Here is an 18,785-nt window from a genome sequence, read left to right on the forward strand (position 1 = left end):
AGCGCTGGACTAAACAAAGGCCCCCTTTTAGGGGGCTCACACAAAGCCACCTTCTTTAGAAGGTGGTAATTTACTTTACAGTGATGACAGCAAGTTGCTAAACGTTGCTCTCTGAAGCCTGCAAAGCTTTCTCTTCATAGTCTGACGCCCAGTCTCGAAGCGTCTGCCAAATACGACCCAATGTCTCGTGCCAATAACGTTCGGTTTGCTCGAGGTAGACCGCTTTTGGCGCATATTTGGCCCAGAACTCGGTTACATTCTCATGCGCTAAGTAGTTCGTTGGAGCGGCATAAGGTTTTAAACCTGCTGAGTGGAACTCATTCAGTGCGCGCGTCATATGGCTTGCTGAAGTCACCACAACCAGCTTTTTGTTTGTCACAAAAGCTGCTGCTTGTCGCGCTTCTTCCCACGTATCTTTTGCTGTTTCAAGCAAAATGATGTCGGACTTAGACACACCAAGTGCGAGCGCGACTTTGGCCATCATTCGTGCATTGCTCACTTCTGAACCTGCGGCGTAACCAGATAAGATCAGCTTGGCGCCTGGGTAGATGCGTAAAATTCGAATACCTTCTGTGAGGCGCATCAAACCAGAACGGCTTAACTCAGATGTTGGTGGTATTTTATCGTCGACAACGTGGCCGCTGCCCAAAACCATCACATAATCGATGGGCTCATCGACTGGGAAAAACGCCGAATATTGGCGCTCTAGTGGCATCAATAGACGAGATGAAACGGGTTGGAAGGCGATCAGGAAAATGCCAATAAAAGAGAATAGAACAACAAAGCAACCTGTCTTCTGCTTTCGAGTAAACATGATCAACATTAGCCCGAATAGGCCAATGATGAGCAGGGCCGGCAAGGGCATTAGCAAAGAAGACACAACTTTTTTCAGCTCAAACATACGAAATAGTCCGAAAAAACATCAATTGATTATATTTTAAGAGAAAGCCTCTTTATTCCTGCTTTTCTTGTGACAGAATAGCAGCACGATTAGACATGATAACTCAAGCTGCTGTGACTGAAGACCGCAATTTCGACGATATTGCCCACAAATTTGCAAAAAATATTTACGGTTCTGACAAAGGCGAGATTCGTCAAGTCATTGTTTGGGAAGATCTTCAACAGATACTTCATGCCGTGGATGGGGCGAAACAACCACTGAATGTGCTGGATGCAGGGGGCGGCTTGGCACAAATGTCACAAAAGCTTGCTAAACTCGGACATCACGTCACGTTATGTGATCTATCTTCTGAAATGCTGCAATTAGCAGAGCAGGATATTGCAAATAATGAACTGCTTGCGCAGTATCGCTTCATTCATTCGCCAGTCCAATCGATTGATCAACATCTCGACACTCAAGTAGATATCGTTTTGTTTCATGCAGTCATGGAGTGGTTGGCAGACCCGAAACCGGCATTAGAAAAAGTGCTTGAGCAGGTGAGAGCAGGTGGTATGGCTTCCATCATGTTTTATAACCACCATGGGCTGGTCTACAAGAATGTTGTATGTGGCAATATTCCCCATGTTCTTGACGGGATGCCGCATCGTAAGCGTTTTAAATTACAACCGCAAAAAGGCTTAAAACCCGAAGAGGTATATCAGTGGATAGAAGACGCTGGTTTTTCAATTTGCGGTAAATCTGGTATTCGTTGTTTTAGTGACTACATAGGCAATATGGAGTATATGGGCGACTACCAGTATGAAGATGTGTTGGCACTAGAAAGACAATTGTGCAGACAAGAGCCATACCTCTCGTTAGGCCGATACATACATGTATGGGCGAAAAAGAAAGATAAGCAGGACTAACAATGAGTGAGATGACTCTAAATGCTGCAGAGCAGCCGATCGACGAGTTGGTCGGCTGGGTAAAACAGCACGATTTCTCATTGAATCTGACCACAGAGCGCTTGGCATTTTTGATCGCTATTGCTGTGCTCAGTAACGAAAGGTTCGATGAAGAGTTAGGTGAAGGTGAACTGCATGATGCGTTTACCATAGTGACTCGATTATTCGAAGAAACAGGGGATGCATCTGCGTTCCGTGCAAACAACGCCATTAATGAGATGGTGAAACAGAGACTAATCAGCCGCTTTACCAGTGAAATTAACGACGGAGCAAGTATTTACCGTTTATCGCCTCTCGCGATCGGTATTACCGACTATTACGTTCGCCACAGAGAATTTTCTAAGCTTAAATTATCTATCCAATTATCTATGGTTGCAGATGAAATGGCGAAAGCGATTGAGTCTGCACGTCAGGGTGGAACACCTGAGCATTGGCGCAAGAATGTTTACGGAGTCTTAAAATACTCGGTGGGAGAGATTTTTGACCAAATCGACTTGAACCAACGTGTGATGGATGAGCAGCAACAGTCGGTCAAACTTCAAATTGCGGAGCTACTGAACAAAGATTGGCGAGATGCGATAAACAACTGTGAGTCGCTGCTGTCTGAAACGTCCAACACGCTTAGAGAGTTGCAAGATACGCTCCAAGCGGCGGGTGATGAACTGCAAACTCAGATTCTTGATATTCAAGAGCTGGTGTACGGTGATGATGAACTCGAATTTATTGCCGAAACACTGTTCGCACTGCAAATGAAACTTGACCGCATCACAAGCTGGGGTCAACAAGCGATTGACCTTTGGATTGGCTATGACCGCCACGTCCACAAGTTTATCCGTACCGCGATTGATATGGATAAGAACCGAGCGTTTAGTTCGCGTTTACGTCAATCGATAAAAGATTATTTCGATATGCCTTGGTATCTGACTTATGCAGATGCTGAGCGTCTAACTGACCTTCGTGATGAAGCTCTAGTACTTCGCGATGATGAAGTCACAGGCCAAGTGCCGCTAGAGGTAGAATACGAAGAGTTCCAACAGGTCAATGATGAGTTGGCAGAACGCATTGGCAATATGCTCCGAGTTCATAAAGAACAGGGTACCGCCATTGATCTTGGTATCGTGCTACGCGATTACCTAGCTCAGCATCCGCAGACTCATCATTTTGATTTAGCACGAATTGTTATCGACCAAGCAGTACGCCTTGGCTATTCCGAGTCAGATTATCAGGCAATTCAGCCAGACTGGCAGGCGATAAACGATTTTGGTGCAAAGGTACAAGCAAATGTCATCGACCGATACTAATGAATACATGCCAGATAATCTGGTAAAAGCAATTTCGAACCCTCTGTTCCCAGCGCTTGATAGCATGCTGCGAGCAGGGCGTCACATTTCCAGCGAAGATCTCGATAACCACGCACTGTTGTCAGACTTCGAAGTTGAGCTGAGCTCTTTTTATCAGCGTTACAACACAGAGCTAGTTAAAGCACCTGAAGGCTTTTTCTATCTTCGTCCACGTTCAACCTCTTTGATTGGCCGCAGTGTTCTTTCCGAACTGGATATGCTGGTGGGCAAGGTGTTGTGTTTCTTATATCTAAGCCCTGAGCGCTTAGCTCATGAAGGTATCTTTACCAACCAAGAGTTGTATGAAGAGCTGCTTGCTCTTGCTGATGAATCTAAGCTAATGAAGCTTGTGACCAACCGAGCGACAGGTTCAGACTTAGACAAAGAGAAACTGTTCGAAAAAGTACGTACGTCTCTACGTCGACTACGCCGTTTAGGCATGATCATCAATATTGGTGAAACGGGCAAATTCAGTATCAGTGAATCGGTATTCCGCTTCGGGGCAGATGTACGCATCGGCGACGATATGCGTGAAGCACAACTGCGTCTTATCCGCGATGGTGAAGCGGTTGTCCATACCAAAGAACCAAGTCAGGGTAGCCTCCTTGAGCGAAATAACGATGACAATGATGATCAAGCCGAAGAGCAAATGTTAGAAGAGGGTGAAGCATGATTGAACGCGGTAAATATCAATCGCTAACCATGGTCAACTGGAACGGCTTTTTTGCGCGTACATTTGATATCGATGGTCTAGTAACAACGCTTTCTGGCGGTAACGGTGCAGGTAAGTCTACGACCATGGCGGCCTTCATCACGGCACTGATCCCAGACCAAACCTTACTTCACTTCCGTAATACCACAGAGGCGGGCAGCAATCAGTCATCTCGTGATAAAGGTCTTTACGGTAAGCTGCAAGCGGGTGCCTGTTACGCTGCGCTTGACGTGGTTAACTCACGAAATCAACGCTTACTGTTTGCCGTCAAGCTACAGCAAGTGGCTGGCCGTGATAAGAAAGTCGACATCAAGCCATTTGTTGTTCAGGGTTTACCAAGCCATGTTAAACCTACCGATATTTTAATTGAGAGCGTGTCGGCAACTCAGGCACGTGTTCGTCAGATTAACGAAGTAAAGGAAGCGGTCGGACAATTCGAGGGTGTGCAGTTTAAAGCGTTTCCTTCCATCGTTGACTACCACTCGCAAATGTTCGAGTTTGGCGTTATTCCGAAGAAACTACGTAACTCCAGTGATCGCTCTAAGTTCTACCGCTTAATCGAAGCGTCACTGTACGGCGGTATTTCAAGTGCGATTACTCGCTCACTGCGAGACTACTTGCTACCGCAAAATGGCGGCGTGAAGAAAGCGTTCCAAGATATGGAATCAGCGTTGCGTGAAAACCGTATGACGCTTGAAGCGATCAAAACCACTCAAGCCGACCGTGACCTGTTCAAACACCTTATCACTGAGTCAACCAACTACGTGGCAGCAGACTACATGCGCCATGCAAATGACCGACGCAACAAGCTAGAGCAGACTCTATCTTTACGTAGTGAGTTGTTTGGTTCACGTTCAACGCTAATCGAGCACAACAATCTACTTAACAGAGTGCAAGAAGAGCTTGAGCTGCTGGTTGAGTCTGAATCTGCTTTAGAGCAAGACTACCAAGCGGCGTCCGACCATCTGCAATTAGTGCAAAATGCTTTGCGTCAGCAAGAAAAGATTGAGCGCTACCAAGAAGATCTCGAAGAGCTCAACGAGCGTCTTGAAGAGCAGTTGATGGTGGTTGAAGAAGCGCAAGAGCGTGTCGCGATGGCCGAAGAGCAAGCGTCTGTTTCTGAAGAAGAAGTGGATAGCTTGAAGAGTCAGTTAGCCGACTACCAGCAAGCGCTGGACATTCAGCAAACCCGTGCGCTGCAATATCAGCAAGCGGTTGAGGCGCTAGATAAAGCAAAACAACTATTGGGTAACGAAGGCTTAACTGCTGAATCGGCGCAAGTGCTTGTTTCTGAGTTGAAAGCGCAAGAAGCCCAAAGTACGACAGAGTTGCTCGCAACTAAGCATAAATTGGATATCTCATCAGCTGCTGCTGAACAGTTTGAATCCGCTCTCAAGCTGGTTGCAAGTATTGTCGGACATGTAGAGCGTAAAGAGGCTTCAACGGCCGCGAAAGCCGCGATTGAACAGAGTCGTGAAGCACAGCGCATCGCTCAAAATGAACAGCAATGGCGAGCACAGCATCGTGATGTGGAACGTCGTTTACATAAGCAACGCCAAACTCAGGAACTGGTCACTGAATATCAAAAACAGCATCAAGTAGAACTGACCGATGAAGCGACGTTTGAGATCGAGCGTGAACGTCACGCTCAACAGATCGAATCTCTAGAGATATCTCAAGAAGAGTTGCGTGAGCAACGCAGTGAGCAGCGCCGTCTAGAGCAAGATGCATCCGCTGAAATTAACAGGCATGAAGCCATTGCTCCAACTTGGATTGCTGCAAATGATGCCCTCGAATCACTTCAAGAGCAAAGCGGTGTAGAACTGTATGACAGTCAGGCTGTCATGAGCCATATGCAAGTTGTTCTAGAGCAAGAAAAACAACAGTCTATCGCCAAAGATAAACTGGCTGAACGTCGTAGCAAGCTTGAAGATGAAATTGAACGACTCGCGTCTCCTGGTGGTTCTAACGATCCGCGCCTGAAAGGCTTAGCCGATACCCTAGGTGGGGTTCTGCTGTCCGAGATTTATGACGATATCACCATTGACGATGCGCCGTATTTCAGTGCGATGTACGGCCCAGCTCGCCATGCGATTGTTGTATCAGACTTGTCTGGTATCGAAGAGAAGCTGGTTGAATTAGATGACTGCCCTGAAGACCTCTATATCATTGAAGGTGACATCGATGCATTTGATGACAGCTCATTTGATGCAGAAGAGCTTGAAGGTGCGGTATGCGTGAGAATGAACAATCGTCAGATGCGTTATTCGCGTTTGCCAGAAATTCCTTTGTTCGGTCGTGCCGCTCGTGAGCAACGTTTGGAACTGCTGCGCAATGAGCGCGAAGAGGTCGTAGAACAGCATGCTAAAGCGGCATTTGATTCGCAAAAACTCCAACGTCTGTACCAAGCATTCAACAACTTTGTGGCTAAACACATTCAGGTTGCGTTTGAACCAGACCCAGAGCAAGCATTGATCGTAGTACGTGAAAAACGCGGCCAATTAACACGAGCTTTGGCAGATCTAGATGCCAAAGAGCAGCAGCAACGTAGTCAGTTATTGGCAAGCAAGCAAGCGATATCCGCTCTGGATAAGATTGCGCCCAATATGGCTCTTATTGAGGATCAGGCACTACTTGCTCAGTTTGAAGAACTGGAGCAAAACATTGCCCAACTGACAGACGCCAAAGCGTATATTGCTCGTCATGGTAAGGCGATTGCTGAGTTAGAAAAAATTGCTTCAGCGTTGGAAGCTGACCCTGAGCAGTTTGATGCTTTGGAAGCGGAATACCACGCGGCTGACCAAAAACTTCAACAGCTGAAAACCCAGATTTTTGCTGTGGCAGATTTGGTCGAGCGTCGTCATTACTTCGCTTACTCAGACTCAGTCGATTTGTTGAATCAAAGTAGCGAATTGAGCGAGCAGCTCAAATCGAAACTGGTCGAAGCGGAACGTATGCGCACGCGTTCACGCGAGGAGTTTAAACAGGCTCAAGGCCAGATGAACCAATACAACCAGGTGCTAGCCTCACTCAAAAGTTCGCATCAGGCGAAGCTTGAGACGGTTCAAGAGTTCAAACAAGAGTTACAAGAATACGGTGTCACGGCTGACGAAGGTGCTGCTGAACGCGCTATGCGTCGTCGCGATGAACTGCAAGAGCGTTTGCATACTTCACGTTCTCGTAAGAGTGAATACGAGCGCACTATCACTGCGACAGAACTTGAAATGAAAGCGCTGGCAAAACGTCTCAAGAAAGTACAGAAAGATTACGTTGATCTGCGTACATTTGTCGTTGCAGCGAAAGCAGGTTGGTGTTCAGTACTTCGCCTAGCACGTGAGAATGATGTGGAACGTCGCCTTCACAAGCGTGAACTGGCTTACATGTCCGCAGATGAACTGCGTTCTATGTCGGATAAATCGTTGGGCGCATTGCGTCTTGCGGTCGCTGACAATGATGATCTGCGTGATGCGCTGCGTCTTTCTGAAGACAATGCACGTCCAGAACGCAAAGTCTTGTTTTATATTGCCGTATACCAGCATCTTCGTGAGCGTATTCGTCAGGACATTATTCATACTGATGATCCTGTTGAAGCTATCGAAGAGATGGAAGTGGAACTTGCGCGTCTAACCGAAGAACTGACACAACGTGAAAACCGTTTGGCAATCAGCTCGGATTCTGTTGCGAGCATCATTAAGAAGACGATTCAGCGTGAGCAAAACCGTATTCGTATGCTTAACCAAGGTCTGTCCAACATCTCATTTGGTCAGGTCAAGGGCGTCCGACTCAACGTTAAGATCCGTGAAAGCCATGAAATATTGCTTAACGGCTTGTCTACAGGACAAGAACAGCACAAAGATCTCTTCGAATCCACGCGTTACACGTTCTCTGAAGCGATGGCGAAGTTGTTCCAACGTGTTAATCCACATATCGACATGGGACAGCGTTCTCCTCAGGTTCTGGGTGAAGAGTTACTGGACTACCGTAACTATCTGGAATTAAGTGTGGAAGTTAACCGTGGTGCAGATGGCTGGCTTCAAGCCGAGTCAGGGGCGCTATCGACAGGTGAAGCAATTGGTACCGGTCAATCGATTCTATTGATGGTTGTACAGAGTTGGGAAGAAGAGTCTCGACGTCTACGTAGCAAGGACATTGTACCTTGTCGTCTATTGTTCCTTGATGAAGCAGCACGTCTTGATGCTAAGTCTATCTCAACTCTGTTCGAGTTGTGTGACCGTCTCGATATGCAGTTACTTATCGCTGCACCAGAGAATATCAGCCCAGAGAAAGGGACGACTTACAAACTGGTGCGTAAGGTATTTAAAGACCACGAGCATGTTCATGTCGTTGGCTTACGTGGCTTTGGACAAACCAAGAAAGCCAAGAGTGAAGCCCAGCAACTGGTCGAAGAGTTATAAGAGACAAAAAAGCCCGCGAAAGCGGGCTTTTTTTGTCGTTAAAACAGAGCTATCTAGGAATCTCTTTGGCGAAGATACCGAACTGACGCGCGGCATAAGCGACGCGTTCGGCTGGCTTCGGATACTCAGCGGGTGAACCAAGACTCTCGATATGATGAAGGCGAGGCAATAAGCCAGCGCCGTTAGCGATTTGAATAGCAAGTCCAGGACGAGCATTCAGTTCTAGCACCATTGGACCTTCCTCTTTATCAAGCACCATGTCGGTACCCATATAGCCGAGCCCAGTCATTTCCCATGCACTTGAAGCAAGGATCAGTAGCCGTTCCCAATGAGGTACTTGAAGGGTCGCTAACTCCATGCCGGTGTCTGGATGGTGGGTAACAGGTTGGTCAAACTGTACAGCTCGGACAGCACGGCCTGTCGCGATATCAATGCCCACACCAACGGCACCTTGGTGCAAGTTTGCTTTACCGTCAGAGGCGGCAGTAGAGCAGCGCATCATCGCCATTACCGGATAACCTTTGAAGACGATGATGCGCACATCAGGTACGCCTTCGTAGCTGAAACCTTCGAAACAGTCATCAAACTTAATCAAATTCTCCACAACAGCAACATCGTTTTTGCCGCCTAAGGAGAAGAGCCCCGCCAATGCGTTACTGATATGACGCTCTACATCTTCTTGATTAATGGTGGAACCCGAAGGTTTGGTGTAAACACCATCTTTATGTGACGTGATAACCAAAATACCTTTACCACCACTACCTTGGGCTGGTTTGATCACAAAGCCAGGCCAGTTCTTGACCATTTCATGAATGGTTTTAACTTCAGCCTGATTGCGAATCACACCAATCAGTTTTGGTACCGTAGCGCCGGCCGCTTCAGCAATGATTTTGGTTTTGAGCTTGTCGTCAACCAGCGGATACTTTGAACGGTCATTGTATCGGCCAATGTAGCTGTGGTTGCGCTTGTTCATGCCCATAATGCCTTTGTGGCGGAGCTTGAACGGCGATGTATATTTCGAAAACATCACTTACTCCTCCGCTAGCGGTTTAAAGCGACGGAGTTCAGTTAAGCGGTAACCTGTGTAAGTACCTAGCAGCAAGATAGCCGCTAACACGATCAACTGTAGACCGATAAAGTTAAAGGTCAGGTGCTGAATGAATGGGTTCGTCATCGCGAGATAAACCAGCACAGCAGTGAGCAGTGAGCCACCGCCTTGCAGCACGACTTCCTTCGCGCCTTCTTCTTCCCAGAGAATGGACATACGTTCAATCGTCCAAGAAAGAATAATCATAGGGAAGAAAGTAATCGATAAGCCTTCGGTTAAACCAATCTTAAATGCGACAACGGTAAACACAGAGATGATCATAATTACCGTGATGATCACCGCCGATATCCTCGCGACTAACAGTAAGTTGAGCTTCGATAGATAACTTCGAATGATAAGGCCCGTACCGACGATCAGCAAGAAGCCAACAATACCCGTAACGAGTTGAGTCTGAACAAAGGCGACGGCAATCAACACCGGCATAAATGTACCTGAGGTTTTCAGACCGATAATCACACGCAAGAACACAACGATCAGAGCGCCGATCGGGATCAGCATAATGGTTTTAAACATCGCTTGTTCTTCAAGAGGCAAGCTGTGAATCGAGAAGTTTAATAGACCATCTGCGAGTACTTTATCTTTGGTTGCTTGTGATGGCGTAATATCCTGCGCGATCATAGAGAAGTGAACCTGACTGTTTTGACCGCCCACTAAATCAAGTAGTGACACATTAGACTCATCCCAGACCAGAATGTTGTCAGAAATGGCAGGGTTAGCGTTGTTTGGATTAAACAGTACCCATTGATTTCCGTTCCATACCTGATTCATGTTCTGGATAGTTTGTCGACGACGGCCATCTTCAAGCTCGATAACGCCAACGACTTTACTTGGTACTTTGGCGTAAGCAAGGATTTTTGCCACTGCGTCTACTTTGCTCATGCGGTTCAGCAGTAGTGAAGCATTTTGGCTCTCTGAATCGTTGATTGATTTGATCAACTCGCGAGTGAAGGTAATGTCGTCAGCAGAGCGTTGATTCGCACGTTCAATCAACGCAAGAACGGCAGCCTCTGCGGGGCCATCAAAGGTCGGTTGAGTCATTTCGTTGGTGGGTGGCGTTGATTCGACCTTAGCTTGGGGGTCAACCAAAAACTGAGCTTTATAGTAGATGGTTTGTGGTCCTGTGGCCTGACGTACTGACCACTCGGCGCGGCGTCCTGATTCAGTTTCTACGTATGAAAGACCGTAACCAGGAGAAGAAGATGATTCATCAATTAAGGTGAAGCCTGTCTGAGTATGAGGTGCAGCTAATGAGGCTTTGACAGGCTTGGATTGACCACTAAATTCAATGCGAGCCTCGATGTCCCAGACCTGACGTGCTTCGCCTGGTGTCCAAGGAACACCATAATTCTGGTGGCGGAAGATGCTCAATGCAATACCAGCAACAATTAATAGGGCAACTGATATATAAAAAGGGATTTTTGAAGTCATAAGCTTACGCTACCTTGTTATTTTTCTTGGTTTTCCGTATGGATGTATTTTTTACTTACATCAACGACAGCTATATCACGGATGAATTCGCGTCCTAGTAGTACAGGATGACTCATCTGAGAACGATCCGCCAAGGTAAATTGCGCTTTTTCATGGATTTTTCCGAGTTTAACCCACAATTCAATCACCGCTCGTCTTTCGACTTCTTCATTGGTTGATTGGCGAATTTTTACGAAACGAAGAATAGGCGCTTCGATCCAGTTAGATTCATCAAGCGTTTTCTCTCCATCTGAAAGATGGAAGCGCACCCAATTCTTACCATTGCGCTCGAACTCTTCAATATCGATAGCGTTGAGTGATGATGTCGCAGCTCCGGTATCAACACGCGCGTCAAAAGATTGCTTGATTGAATCAATGGTGACTTTTTCTACTTCGCCGAGCACGATGCCATGAGTCGGTGTTGGTTGGGCAGGAGCTGGGGTAGTGAGGACGACTGGCGCCGCAGTTTTACGGACTTCATTCATCGCTTCAGTTCTGAAATCGGACAACTGCTGTTCAAGTAAGTTGACCTGATCCTCAAGACTCTCGATGTAATCAGACTGGTTGCTCAATTGCAAAGCTAGGTTTTCGTATTGAGTGGTGAGATTTGTTTCTGAAGCCTGAATGGCTGCAAGTGTTTCTTGGTGGAGCTGTTCGCTGTTTGTCAGCGTACAACCAGAGACTAGCATTATGGCCATTAAAGGGGTCAATCTTGTCAACATTGAGAAACCTGAACGTAAATAGAATTATTAATTAAATAAGAAGTTTAGCGTATATATTTTATCGCAAACAAGCAGCAATTGGATTGATGCTCTCAAAATTTGAGGAAGGGATGATCATACGCAAAAAATAAGGATGCTGAGCATCCTTATTATTGTATTGGCTATTGGATACGAGAGAAACGTTTTCAAGTCGAACTTGGGTTAACTCTCTGTCAATATTTATGGTTTTTTAGCCACCAGAATCGCGCGTCTTGGTGCTGGGTGACCTTCGACGGTTTTCGATGGGTCATTCGGGTCTAAGTAATCAGGCAGAGAGTTGTGAGTCATCCACTCCGTGGTACGTTGCTCTCCAACGCTTGTGACATTTTCATCGACAATACGCACATCGACAAAGCCCACTTGTTCCAACCAAACCTTGAGTGCTTTTGCTGACGGGAAGAAATAGACGTTACGCATCTGAGCGTAGCGATCAACAGGAACAAGTACAGAAGTCTCATCACCCTCGATAACCAATGTCTCTAACACCAGTTCTCCACCAGAGACCAGTTGGTCTTTCAATTGGATAAGATGATCCAGTGGAGAGCGGCGATGATAGAGCACACCCATGCTAAACACAGTGTCGAACGCTTCCAGTTTAGGAAGTTGTTCTATACCTAGAGGTAGCAGATGCGCACGCTGATCGTCACCCATCAGTTTACGTATCGCTTCAAACTGAATCAGAAACAGGTGAGAAGGGTCGATACCGACAGTGAGCCGAGCGCCTTCACCCAGCATGCGCCACATGTGGTAACCGTTACCACAACCGACATCAAGCACACTTCTGTTTTTCAGTGGTGAAATGTGTGGCAGTACGCGATCCCATTTCCAGTCACTGCGCCACTCGGTGTCAATATGAATGCCGTGAACATGGTACGGGCCTTTACGCCACGGATGGAATGTGCGCAACAGGCTTTCAAGCTTGTTCAACTCGCCTTGATGAAAAGGCGTGTCATTGGCAAGAGTGACAGAGTTTTTTAGATCGACTTGGTCAGGCGAGCCTTGTGGGATCTTGTTCAATGCTTTGACCCAGCGACCAAAGTCACCATGTTCCGCATTTTGCCAGTCGGTTAGCTGCTGAGGGAGTACGTTTAACCAAGGTTGAAGGCGTGTATCTTGAGCAATCAACTGGTAGAAATTAGCAAAATTAAACATAGTCTTATCACTGATATTAAATTAAAAATTTGACACAAAATGAGTGAGTCGAAAAATTTCTCGCTATTTAATCGCGAACATAGAGCCAAAGTTAAAGCATTGGAACCAGACATCGTAGCTAGTGAAGCCAATCGCTTTAAAACGCGCTTTGTGCTCTTGCTTAGAGTCAGGACGCATTACGTTTTCGATGGCACTTCTCTTTTGGCTGATCTCAAGTTCGCTGTAGCCATTGGCCCGTTTAAAATCATGGTGGAGATCAATCAGAAGCTCATTGGATACTTGGTCTTCAAACACGTACTTCTCAGACAGAATTAAAATCCCACCTGGACGTAAACCAGCGTAGATCTTTTCAAGTAAGGCATATCTGTCTTCAGGAGACAAAAATTGCAGGGTAAAGTTAAGTACCACAACAGAGGCATTTTCAATCTCAATATTGCGGATGTCCGCTTCAACGACTTCCACTGGCGTGTCACTTCGATACGCGTTTACGTGTAGCTTACAGCGTTCTACCATCGCAGATGAGTTATCTACGGCGATGATTTTACAGCCTTCTTGATTGATGTGACGGCGCATCGAGAGCGTTGCAGCACCGAGTGAACAACCTAGGTCGTAGATGGTTGAATGCGGCTTGACGAAGCGTTCCGCCAGCATACCAATCGCTGAGATGATATTGCTGTAACCAGGTACTGAGCGTTGAATCATGTCTGGGAACACTTCGGCGACACGTTCATCAAAGGTGAAATCCCCAATTTTATCGATTGGAGCCGAAAAAATAGTATCTGGATTGCTCTTAGGGTTCATACTCGGTTCTCACTAGATGTCGGCTTGGTCGCCAACATGGTCTACAGCTATTAAAAAGGCGCGTATTTTATGAGAAATAAACGCCTGTGTCATGTTTTGTGGTGATTCTCTTTAGAACATCTGAAGCTGTGATACGCCATCGTCTGCTGGAAATGGTGATAAGTCAGGCAAAAGGGTCTGTTGCTGCAAACTCTTATACAAGGTTGCAGCCAGCTCCGGTGCGATAAGGTTATCCGACGTGTGAATAAACAAATATGGCTGTTTTCCCTGCGCTATCCATTGAGGCAGTTTAGCTAACCATGGCTGAAAAAAGGCGAGATTCTTCTCTTCTTGTGGGTGGCCAATAAAACGCACCATCGGCTGACTTGCCGTGGCGATGGCATGGACAGGCACTTTGGGTTTTTTCTGTTGGGCGTCAAGCAAGGACTCGTAGTGGGGGTGTGTTGGCTCAAGTGGTTCAGAGAACACAGGGCGGCTGTCCATGATAATGCGATCGTAATTGTTTTCGATCAGCCACTGATTCAAGGCAATTTCCGCTTCGCCTTTAGCAAAAAAAGCCGGATGGCGCACTTCAACACCGATAGGAAAGTTGGGTGGAAATAGGGCACAAAATTTCTTCAATATATCGAGATGCTCGGGTGAAAACGCAGCGGGAAGCTGGATCGTCCATTGACCAATCCGATCATGCAGCGGTTGCATGATGTGCATGAACTCTTTCAACTGACTTTGGCTGCCTCGCAGCATTTGTTGATGAGTAATAGCTTGGGGTAGCTTGAAGGTGAAACGAAACTCGTCGTGAGTGGCTGCTTTCCAATTATTGACAGTGCTTAATGTCGGGGTTGCATAGAAGGTGGTATTCCCCTCCACGGTATGAAAGACGCGCGCATATTTTTCTAGCCTTTCAGAGGGTTTAGTCCCTTTTCCATAAAAGCTTTGCTGCCAATTGTTGTGAGACCACATGGTCAGCCCGAGTCTGACGGGTAAACGGTCCATATTTTGTACTTAACACCCATGATTTGATTAGAAGAATAGAGCTTTGCCGAACCACCCATTATGGGGCTATAATCAGCGCCAATTATCTTACATTGATGCTGTTTTACGCCTTTATTGCTTTAAAAAGCATCAATAGATGATAAATCGCAATAAATTGTATGCTGGGTAGTCGATCTCTACCAACTTTCAGCGTATAAATGGAACTTTGCTCTATCGGTAAAGTTAACACCGATAGATAGTAATCAACAAATTTAAAGAGATTGGGAAATTCATTATGCGTACCCATTACTGTGGTCACCTGAACAAGTCCCTTGCAGGACAAACTGTAGAACTTTGCGGCTGGGTTAACCGTCGTCGTGATCTAGGCGGTCTTATTTTCATTGATATGCGAGATCGTGAAGGCGTAGTTCAGGTTGTTGTCGATCCAGATATGGCAGACGCGTATGAAATCGCAAACACTCTACGTAATGAGTTCTGTATCAAACTAACTGGTGAAGTACGAGTACGTCCTGAAAGCCAAGTGAACAAAGACATGGCTACGGGTGAAGTGGAAATTATCGCCAAAGGTCTAGAAATCATTAACCGCAGTGATGTTCTACCACTGGACTTCAATCAGAAGAACTCAGAAGAGCAACGCTTAAAATACCGTTACCTGGATCTTCGCCGTCCAGAAATGAGTGACCGCATCAAACTACGCGCAAAAGCGTCAAGCTTTGTCCGTCGTTTCCTAGATGACAACGGTTTCTTAGATATCGAAACGCCAGTTCTGACGAAAGCGACCCCTGAAGGCGCTCGTGACTACTTGGTACCAAGCCGCGTTCATAAAGGTAGCTTCTACGCATTACCACAGTCTCCACAGCTATTTAAACAGCTGCTAATGATGTCGGGCTTTGACCGTTACTACCAAATCGTTAAGTGTTTCCGTGATGAAGACTTGCGTGCAGACCGTCAGCCTGAATTCACTCAGATCGATATTGAAACGTCATTTATGTCGGCTGATGAAGTTCGCGCGACAACTGAGAAAATGATCCGTGAAATGTGGCAAGAGCTGCTTAACGTTGATCTCGGTGAATTCCCAGTAATGCCGTTTAGCGAAGCTATCCGTCGTTTTGGTTCTGATAAGCCAGATCTACGTAACCCACTAGAGCTTGTAGACATCGCTGACCTAGTGAAAGACGTTGAGTTCAAAGTATTCTCAGCGCCTGCTAACGACGAAAAAGGCCGCGTTGCTGTTATTCGTGTACCAGGTGGCGCGTCACTAACACGTAAGCAAATTGATGCTTACGGCGAGTTCGTTGGTATTTACGGTGCAAAAGGTCTAGCTTGGATGAAGGTTAACGACCGTGCAGCAGGCATTGAGGGTATTCAGTCTCCAGTGGCTAAGTTCCTAAGCGAAGAGGTGATCAACGGCATTCTAGATCGTACGCAAGCTGAAACTGGCGATATCATCCTGTTTGGCGCAGACAAAGCAAACATCGTTGCTGAAGCAATGGGTGCTCTACGTCTGAAACTAGGTAAAGATCTAGAGCTAACCAATGAATCTGCATGGGCGCCGCTATGGGTTGTTGATTTCCCAATGTTTGAAGAAGACGACGAAGGCAACTTGCATGCAATGCACCACCCATTCACATCACCTCTAGGTGTTAACGCGGAAGAGCTAAAAGCGAACCCAGCAGCTGCGAACTCTAACGCATACGACATGGTGCTAAATGGCTATGAAGTGGGCGGTGGTTCAGTACGTATCCACAACGCAGAAATGCAAGCAGCAGTATTTGACATTCTAGGTATCGATGCACAAGAGCAGCAGCTTAAGTTTGGCTTCCTATTAGACGCACTTAAGTTCGGTACGCCTCCACACGCAGGTTTAGCCTTCGGTCTTGACCGTCTAGTTATGCTGCTATGCGGTACTGAGAACATCCGTGATGTTATTGCGTTTCCGAAAACAACAGCGGCTTCATGTCTACTGACCGATGCTCCAAGCCTAGCGAATCCGGCGGCGCTTGAAGAGTTGGCTATCGCTGTAACAGCAGCAAAAGAAAAAGACGCGGAATAATTTTCGAGTCACATCAATCTATTTGCAGCCGCTTGGAAACAAGCGGCTTTTTTACATTCAAAGCATGAATATTACGCGTCTTTGTGTTAAAAATACGTAACACTTTTGGGTAATAGATACAGATATGAACGATCACCTGATTCAATGCGACGCAACCTACCAACTTAGGCGCAAAGTCTTAGTTGGTATGTGTGTTGTTTTAGGCGGGACATCATTGTTATTCGGCTTAGCCAATGTTTTCTATTTTGGAAAAAACGCGACGTTGTTGGGTATTATAGAGCTTGTTTATTTTGTCGTCTCTTTTACCATGCTTCAGCATGTAAGAAAATCGACTCAGCCGAATTGGTTTCTTGGATTCCATTGTGTTGTTCTAACCTTTTTAATCAGTTATGGAACATACGTTAGCCGAACAGAGAGCACGGTTTATTTGTGGGCGGTGGTGTTGCCAACCGTATTCTATCTCGCGTTAGGGATCAGGATTGGATTTATTTGTAGTCTTATTTTTCTCTGCTTAGAGGTCACAGTTCTCTATTATTCGCTCGGTGAGCAGTTGATGACTTATTTTGCGACATATTTGAATCTCGTCATGGCATACATATTTGTCTGGGCGATTTCTCACGTCTATGAAGATAGTCGCGTGCGAGGGGTTGAACAACTTAATTCTTTGGCACATCAAGATGCGCTAACGGGTGCACAAAACCGTTTAGCTTTAGTCACGACGTTCAAACAAAACCCACTATCGCTCAATGGCTGTTATCTGTTTGCATTAGATTTGGATGATTTCAAGGCGATCAATGACAACTATGGTCATGCTGGTGGAGATGAGGTGTTAAAAGAGGTCGTCAGGCGTTTAGATAAAGTCGTCACTCGCCAACAAATTTATCGAATGGGAGGCGAGGAGTTTGTCGTCCTTCTCGAACCCAAACGAGTGGCCGACGTTGGATTGCCTCAATTGATTGAGCAGTTACAAAGCAGTGTCATGGAAAGTCCAATAATTTTCGACTCACGGAACATTCATGTCACTTTCAGCGCGGGAGTTGAGCAATTCACCCTTAATGAAGGTCTAGACAAGACGTTGTCTAAAGCAGACAACGGCCTGTACTTAGCCAAAAAAGCAGGAAAGAAGTGCTCCTTTTTTCAAGGAAAAGCGGTCGCTTAACTCGATTGCTGCTGTGCAATTAGAGCGTTATTTCTTTCCATTCCCCAGGTTGTAAATCACCCAGCGTGATCTCTCCGATAGAGTGACGGATTAATCGTAAAGTTGGAAAACCTATGTTAGCTGTCATGCGACGAACTTGACGATTGCGGCCTTCAACAATGGTGATTGCTAGCCAAGTTGTTGGAATATTTGCGCGGAAGCGAACGGGTGGGGTGCGTGGCCACACGTTCGGTTCAGGCATAATCTCAACGCCAGCAGGCAGTGTCATTCCATCTTTCAGTTCAACCCCTTTACGCAGCTTGTCCAAATCATCTTCGGAAGGTGCGCCATCGACTTGTACCCAATAGGTCTTAGGTGATTTAGAGCTAGGCTGAGTAAGTTTGGCTTGTAGAATGCCATCGTTCGTCAATAGCAGTAAACCTTCGCTGTCTCGATCGAGTCTGCCTGCGGCATAAACACCTTTCACAGGAATAAAGTCTGCCAAAGTCTTTCGTCCGTCACCATCCGTAAACTGGCTTAAAGTGTCAAACGGTTTATTAAACACGATGACCTTTCGATCTTGCAGCGAGATTTTTGGCTTATTTGACGGAGAGGCTTTACGAGCATTGGAAGAAGGTTTGTTGGTTCCACCATTTGAGTTTTTGTGTTTAAAACCAGAGCGTTGCTTTCTCGATGTCGCAGAGGATGAGTCACGGCGAGTGCGTGATGACATGTTAACTACCTTGCAAAAATGTAAATAAAGTGTGTTGTAAAGTTTCTTCAGCGGCTTAGATGAGCTATCATTTGCGCGCCCGAAAACAGGATTGTTGAACAAGATAATAGACTATTATCATGTTTTTGTTTAATTATAACTAACCGCACTCAAGTCACTCGCTGTGAAGCGACCAAAACAAAAAGAGACGGACAAAACGCGACAAGTGAGGGGATGAATAATCAACTTGTTGCCGGCCATTTACACAAAGCTACTCATCCGATGGCT

The 18,785-nt window shown here is 46.2% G+C and carries 14 protein-coding genes; 6 read left to right on the forward strand and 8 right to left on the reverse strand.

Going from position 1 to position 18,785, the window contains the following annotated elements:
• Nucleotides 1-97: 97 nt before the first annotated feature.
• Complete coding sequence (gene elyC / locus ACQEXR_RS01010; protein WP_426951236.1) at nucleotides 98-901, reverse strand: envelope biogenesis factor ElyC; 804 nt, start codon at nucleotides 899-901, stop codon at nucleotides 98-100.
• Between the two features lie 95 nt (nucleotides 902-996).
• On the opposite strand from elyC, the gene cmoM reads away from it, so the two are divergent.
• The 4 genes from cmoM to mukB are packed head-to-tail and all read left to right on the forward strand — an operon-like array spanning nucleotide 997 to nucleotide 8,312.
• Nucleotides 997-1,806 (forward strand): tRNA uridine 5-oxyacetic acid(34) methyltransferase CmoM, encoded by an 810-nt coding sequence (gene cmoM, locus ACQEXR_RS01015; protein ID WP_240800917.1) that lies wholly within the window; start codon nucleotides 997-999, stop codon nucleotides 1,804-1,806.
• 2 nt (nucleotides 1,807-1,808) lie between these two features.
• Nucleotides 1,809-3,146: a chromosome partition protein MukF gene (mukF, locus tag ACQEXR_RS01020; RefSeq protein ID WP_331416016.1), complete on the forward strand. Its 1,338-nt coding sequence runs from the start codon at nucleotides 1,809-1,811 to the stop codon at nucleotides 3,144-3,146.
• Nucleotides 3,127-3,858 carry a chromosome partition protein MukE gene (gene mukE / locus ACQEXR_RS01025; RefSeq protein ID WP_171052214.1) on the forward strand — a complete coding sequence of 244 codons (732 nt, stop codon included), beginning with the start codon at nucleotides 3,127-3,129 and terminating at the stop codon, nucleotides 3,856-3,858. The genes mukF and mukE overlap by 20 nt, the downstream gene beginning before the upstream one ends.
• On the forward strand, nucleotides 3,855-8,312 hold the full coding sequence (gene mukB / locus ACQEXR_RS01030) for a chromosome partition protein MukB (protein WP_427019606.1): 4,458 nt from the start codon (nucleotides 3,855-3,857) through the stop codon (nucleotides 8,310-8,312). Before mukE ends, mukB begins: the two co-directional genes overlap by 4 nt.
• A 49-nt stretch (nucleotides 8,313-8,361) precedes the next feature.
• On the opposite strand, the gene ACQEXR_RS01035 is transcribed toward mukB, so the two are convergent.
• The 6 genes from ACQEXR_RS01035 to ACQEXR_RS01060 form a co-directional block, all read right to left on the reverse strand.
• Nucleotides 8,362-9,339 (reverse strand): alpha-L-glutamate ligase-like protein, encoded by a 978-nt coding sequence (locus ACQEXR_RS01035; RefSeq protein WP_138972421.1) that lies wholly within the window; start codon nucleotides 9,337-9,339, stop codon nucleotides 8,362-8,364.
• A gap of 3 nt (nucleotides 9,340-9,342) precedes the next feature.
• Nucleotides 9,343-10,848, reverse strand: a complete 1,506-nt coding sequence (locus ACQEXR_RS01040) for an inactive transglutaminase family protein (protein WP_426951233.1) — start codon at nucleotides 10,846-10,848, stop codon at nucleotides 9,343-9,345.
• Nucleotides 10,849-10,865: 17 nt separating this feature from the next.
• Nucleotides 10,866-11,609, reverse strand: a complete 744-nt coding sequence (locus ACQEXR_RS01045; protein ID WP_331427504.1) for an ATP-dependent zinc protease — start codon at nucleotides 11,607-11,609, stop codon at nucleotides 10,866-10,868.
• A gap of 219 nt (nucleotides 11,610-11,828) precedes the next feature.
• A complete protein-coding gene (cmoB, locus tag ACQEXR_RS01050; RefSeq protein WP_269377182.1) occupies nucleotides 11,829-12,800 on the reverse strand; it encodes a tRNA 5-methoxyuridine(34)/uridine 5-oxyacetic acid(34) synthase CmoB in 972 nt (323 codons plus the stop codon).
• A 63-nt stretch (nucleotides 12,801-12,863) separates the two neighbouring features.
• A complete protein-coding gene (gene cmoA / locus ACQEXR_RS01055) occupies nucleotides 12,864-13,601 on the reverse strand; it encodes a carboxy-S-adenosyl-L-methionine synthase CmoA (RefSeq protein ID WP_138972425.1) in 738 nt (245 codons plus the stop codon).
• Between the two features lie 111 nt (nucleotides 13,602-13,712).
• Complete coding sequence (locus tag ACQEXR_RS01060) at nucleotides 13,713-14,594, reverse strand: DUF72 domain-containing protein (RefSeq protein ID WP_331427503.1); 882 nt, start codon at nucleotides 14,592-14,594, stop codon at nucleotides 13,713-13,715.
• A 274-nt stretch (nucleotides 14,595-14,868) separates the two neighbouring features.
• Here ACQEXR_RS01060 and aspS point away from each other — a divergent pair, with 274 nt between their 5' ends.
• Both aspS and ACQEXR_RS01070 read left to right on the forward strand, forming a co-directional pair.
• Complete coding sequence (gene aspS, locus ACQEXR_RS01065) at nucleotides 14,869-16,647, forward strand: aspartate--tRNA ligase (RefSeq protein ID WP_138972427.1); 1,779 nt, start codon at nucleotides 14,869-14,871, stop codon at nucleotides 16,645-16,647.
• 124 nt (nucleotides 16,648-16,771) lie between these two features.
• Nucleotides 16,772-17,806, forward strand: a complete 1,035-nt coding sequence (locus tag ACQEXR_RS01070) for a GGDEF domain-containing protein (RefSeq protein WP_427019607.1) — start codon at nucleotides 16,772-16,774, stop codon at nucleotides 17,804-17,806.
• Nucleotides 17,807-17,825: 19 nt separating this feature from the next.
• On the opposite strand, the gene ACQEXR_RS01075 is transcribed toward ACQEXR_RS01070, so the two are convergent.
• On the reverse strand, nucleotides 17,826-18,518 hold the full coding sequence (locus tag ACQEXR_RS01075; protein WP_426951227.1) for a pseudouridine synthase: 693 nt from the start codon (nucleotides 18,516-18,518) through the stop codon (nucleotides 17,826-17,828).
• Nucleotides 18,519-18,785: the final 267 nt, after the last annotated feature.

Origin of the sequence: Vibrio sp. TRT 2004 (assembly GCF_050113735.1) — a bacterium.
Taxonomy (GTDB): domain Bacteria; phylum Pseudomonadota; class Gammaproteobacteria; order Enterobacterales; family Vibrionaceae; genus Vibrio.

Coding starts and splice junctions, on each gene's coding strand:
- elyC (WP_426951236.1), bottom strand. CDS start 901: ATGTTTGAGCTGAAAAAAGTTGTGTCTTCTTTGCTAATGCCCTTGCCG.
- cmoM (WP_240800917.1), top strand. CDS start 997: ATGATAACTCAAGCTGCTGTGACTGAAGACCGCAATTTCGACGATATT.
- mukF (WP_331416016.1), top strand. CDS start 1,809: ATGAGTGAGATGACTCTAAATGCTGCAGAGCAGCCGATCGACGAGTTG.
- mukE (WP_171052214.1), top strand. CDS start 3,127: ATGTCATCGACCGATACTAATGAATACATGCCAGATAATCTGGTAAAA.
- mukB (WP_427019606.1), top strand. CDS start 3,855: ATGATTGAACGCGGTAAATATCAATCGCTAACCATGGTCAACTGGAAC.
- ACQEXR_RS01035 (WP_138972421.1), bottom strand. CDS start 9,339: ATGTTTTCGAAATATACATCGCCGTTCAAGCTCCGCCACAAAGGCATT.
- ACQEXR_RS01040 (WP_426951233.1), bottom strand. CDS start 10,848: ATGACTTCAAAAATCCCTTTTTATATATCAGTTGCCCTATTAATTGTT.
- ACQEXR_RS01045 (WP_331427504.1), bottom strand. CDS start 11,609: ATGTTGACAAGATTGACCCCTTTAATGGCCATAATGCTAGTCTCTGGT.
- cmoB (WP_269377182.1), bottom strand. CDS start 12,800: ATGTTTAATTTTGCTAATTTCTACCAGTTGATTGCTCAAGATACACGC.
- cmoA (WP_138972425.1), bottom strand. CDS start 13,601: ATGAACCCTAAGAGCAATCCAGATACTATTTTTTCGGCTCCAATCGAT.
- ACQEXR_RS01060 (WP_331427503.1), bottom strand. CDS start 14,594: ATGGACCGTTTACCCGTCAGACTCGGGCTGACCATGTGGTCTCACAAC.
- aspS (WP_138972427.1), top strand. CDS start 14,869: ATGCGTACCCATTACTGTGGTCACCTGAACAAGTCCCTTGCAGGACAA.
- ACQEXR_RS01070 (WP_427019607.1), top strand. CDS start 16,772: ATGAACGATCACCTGATTCAATGCGACGCAACCTACCAACTTAGGCGC.
- ACQEXR_RS01075 (WP_426951227.1), bottom strand. CDS start 18,518: ATGTCATCACGCACTCGCCGTGACTCATCCTCTGCGACATCGAGAAAG.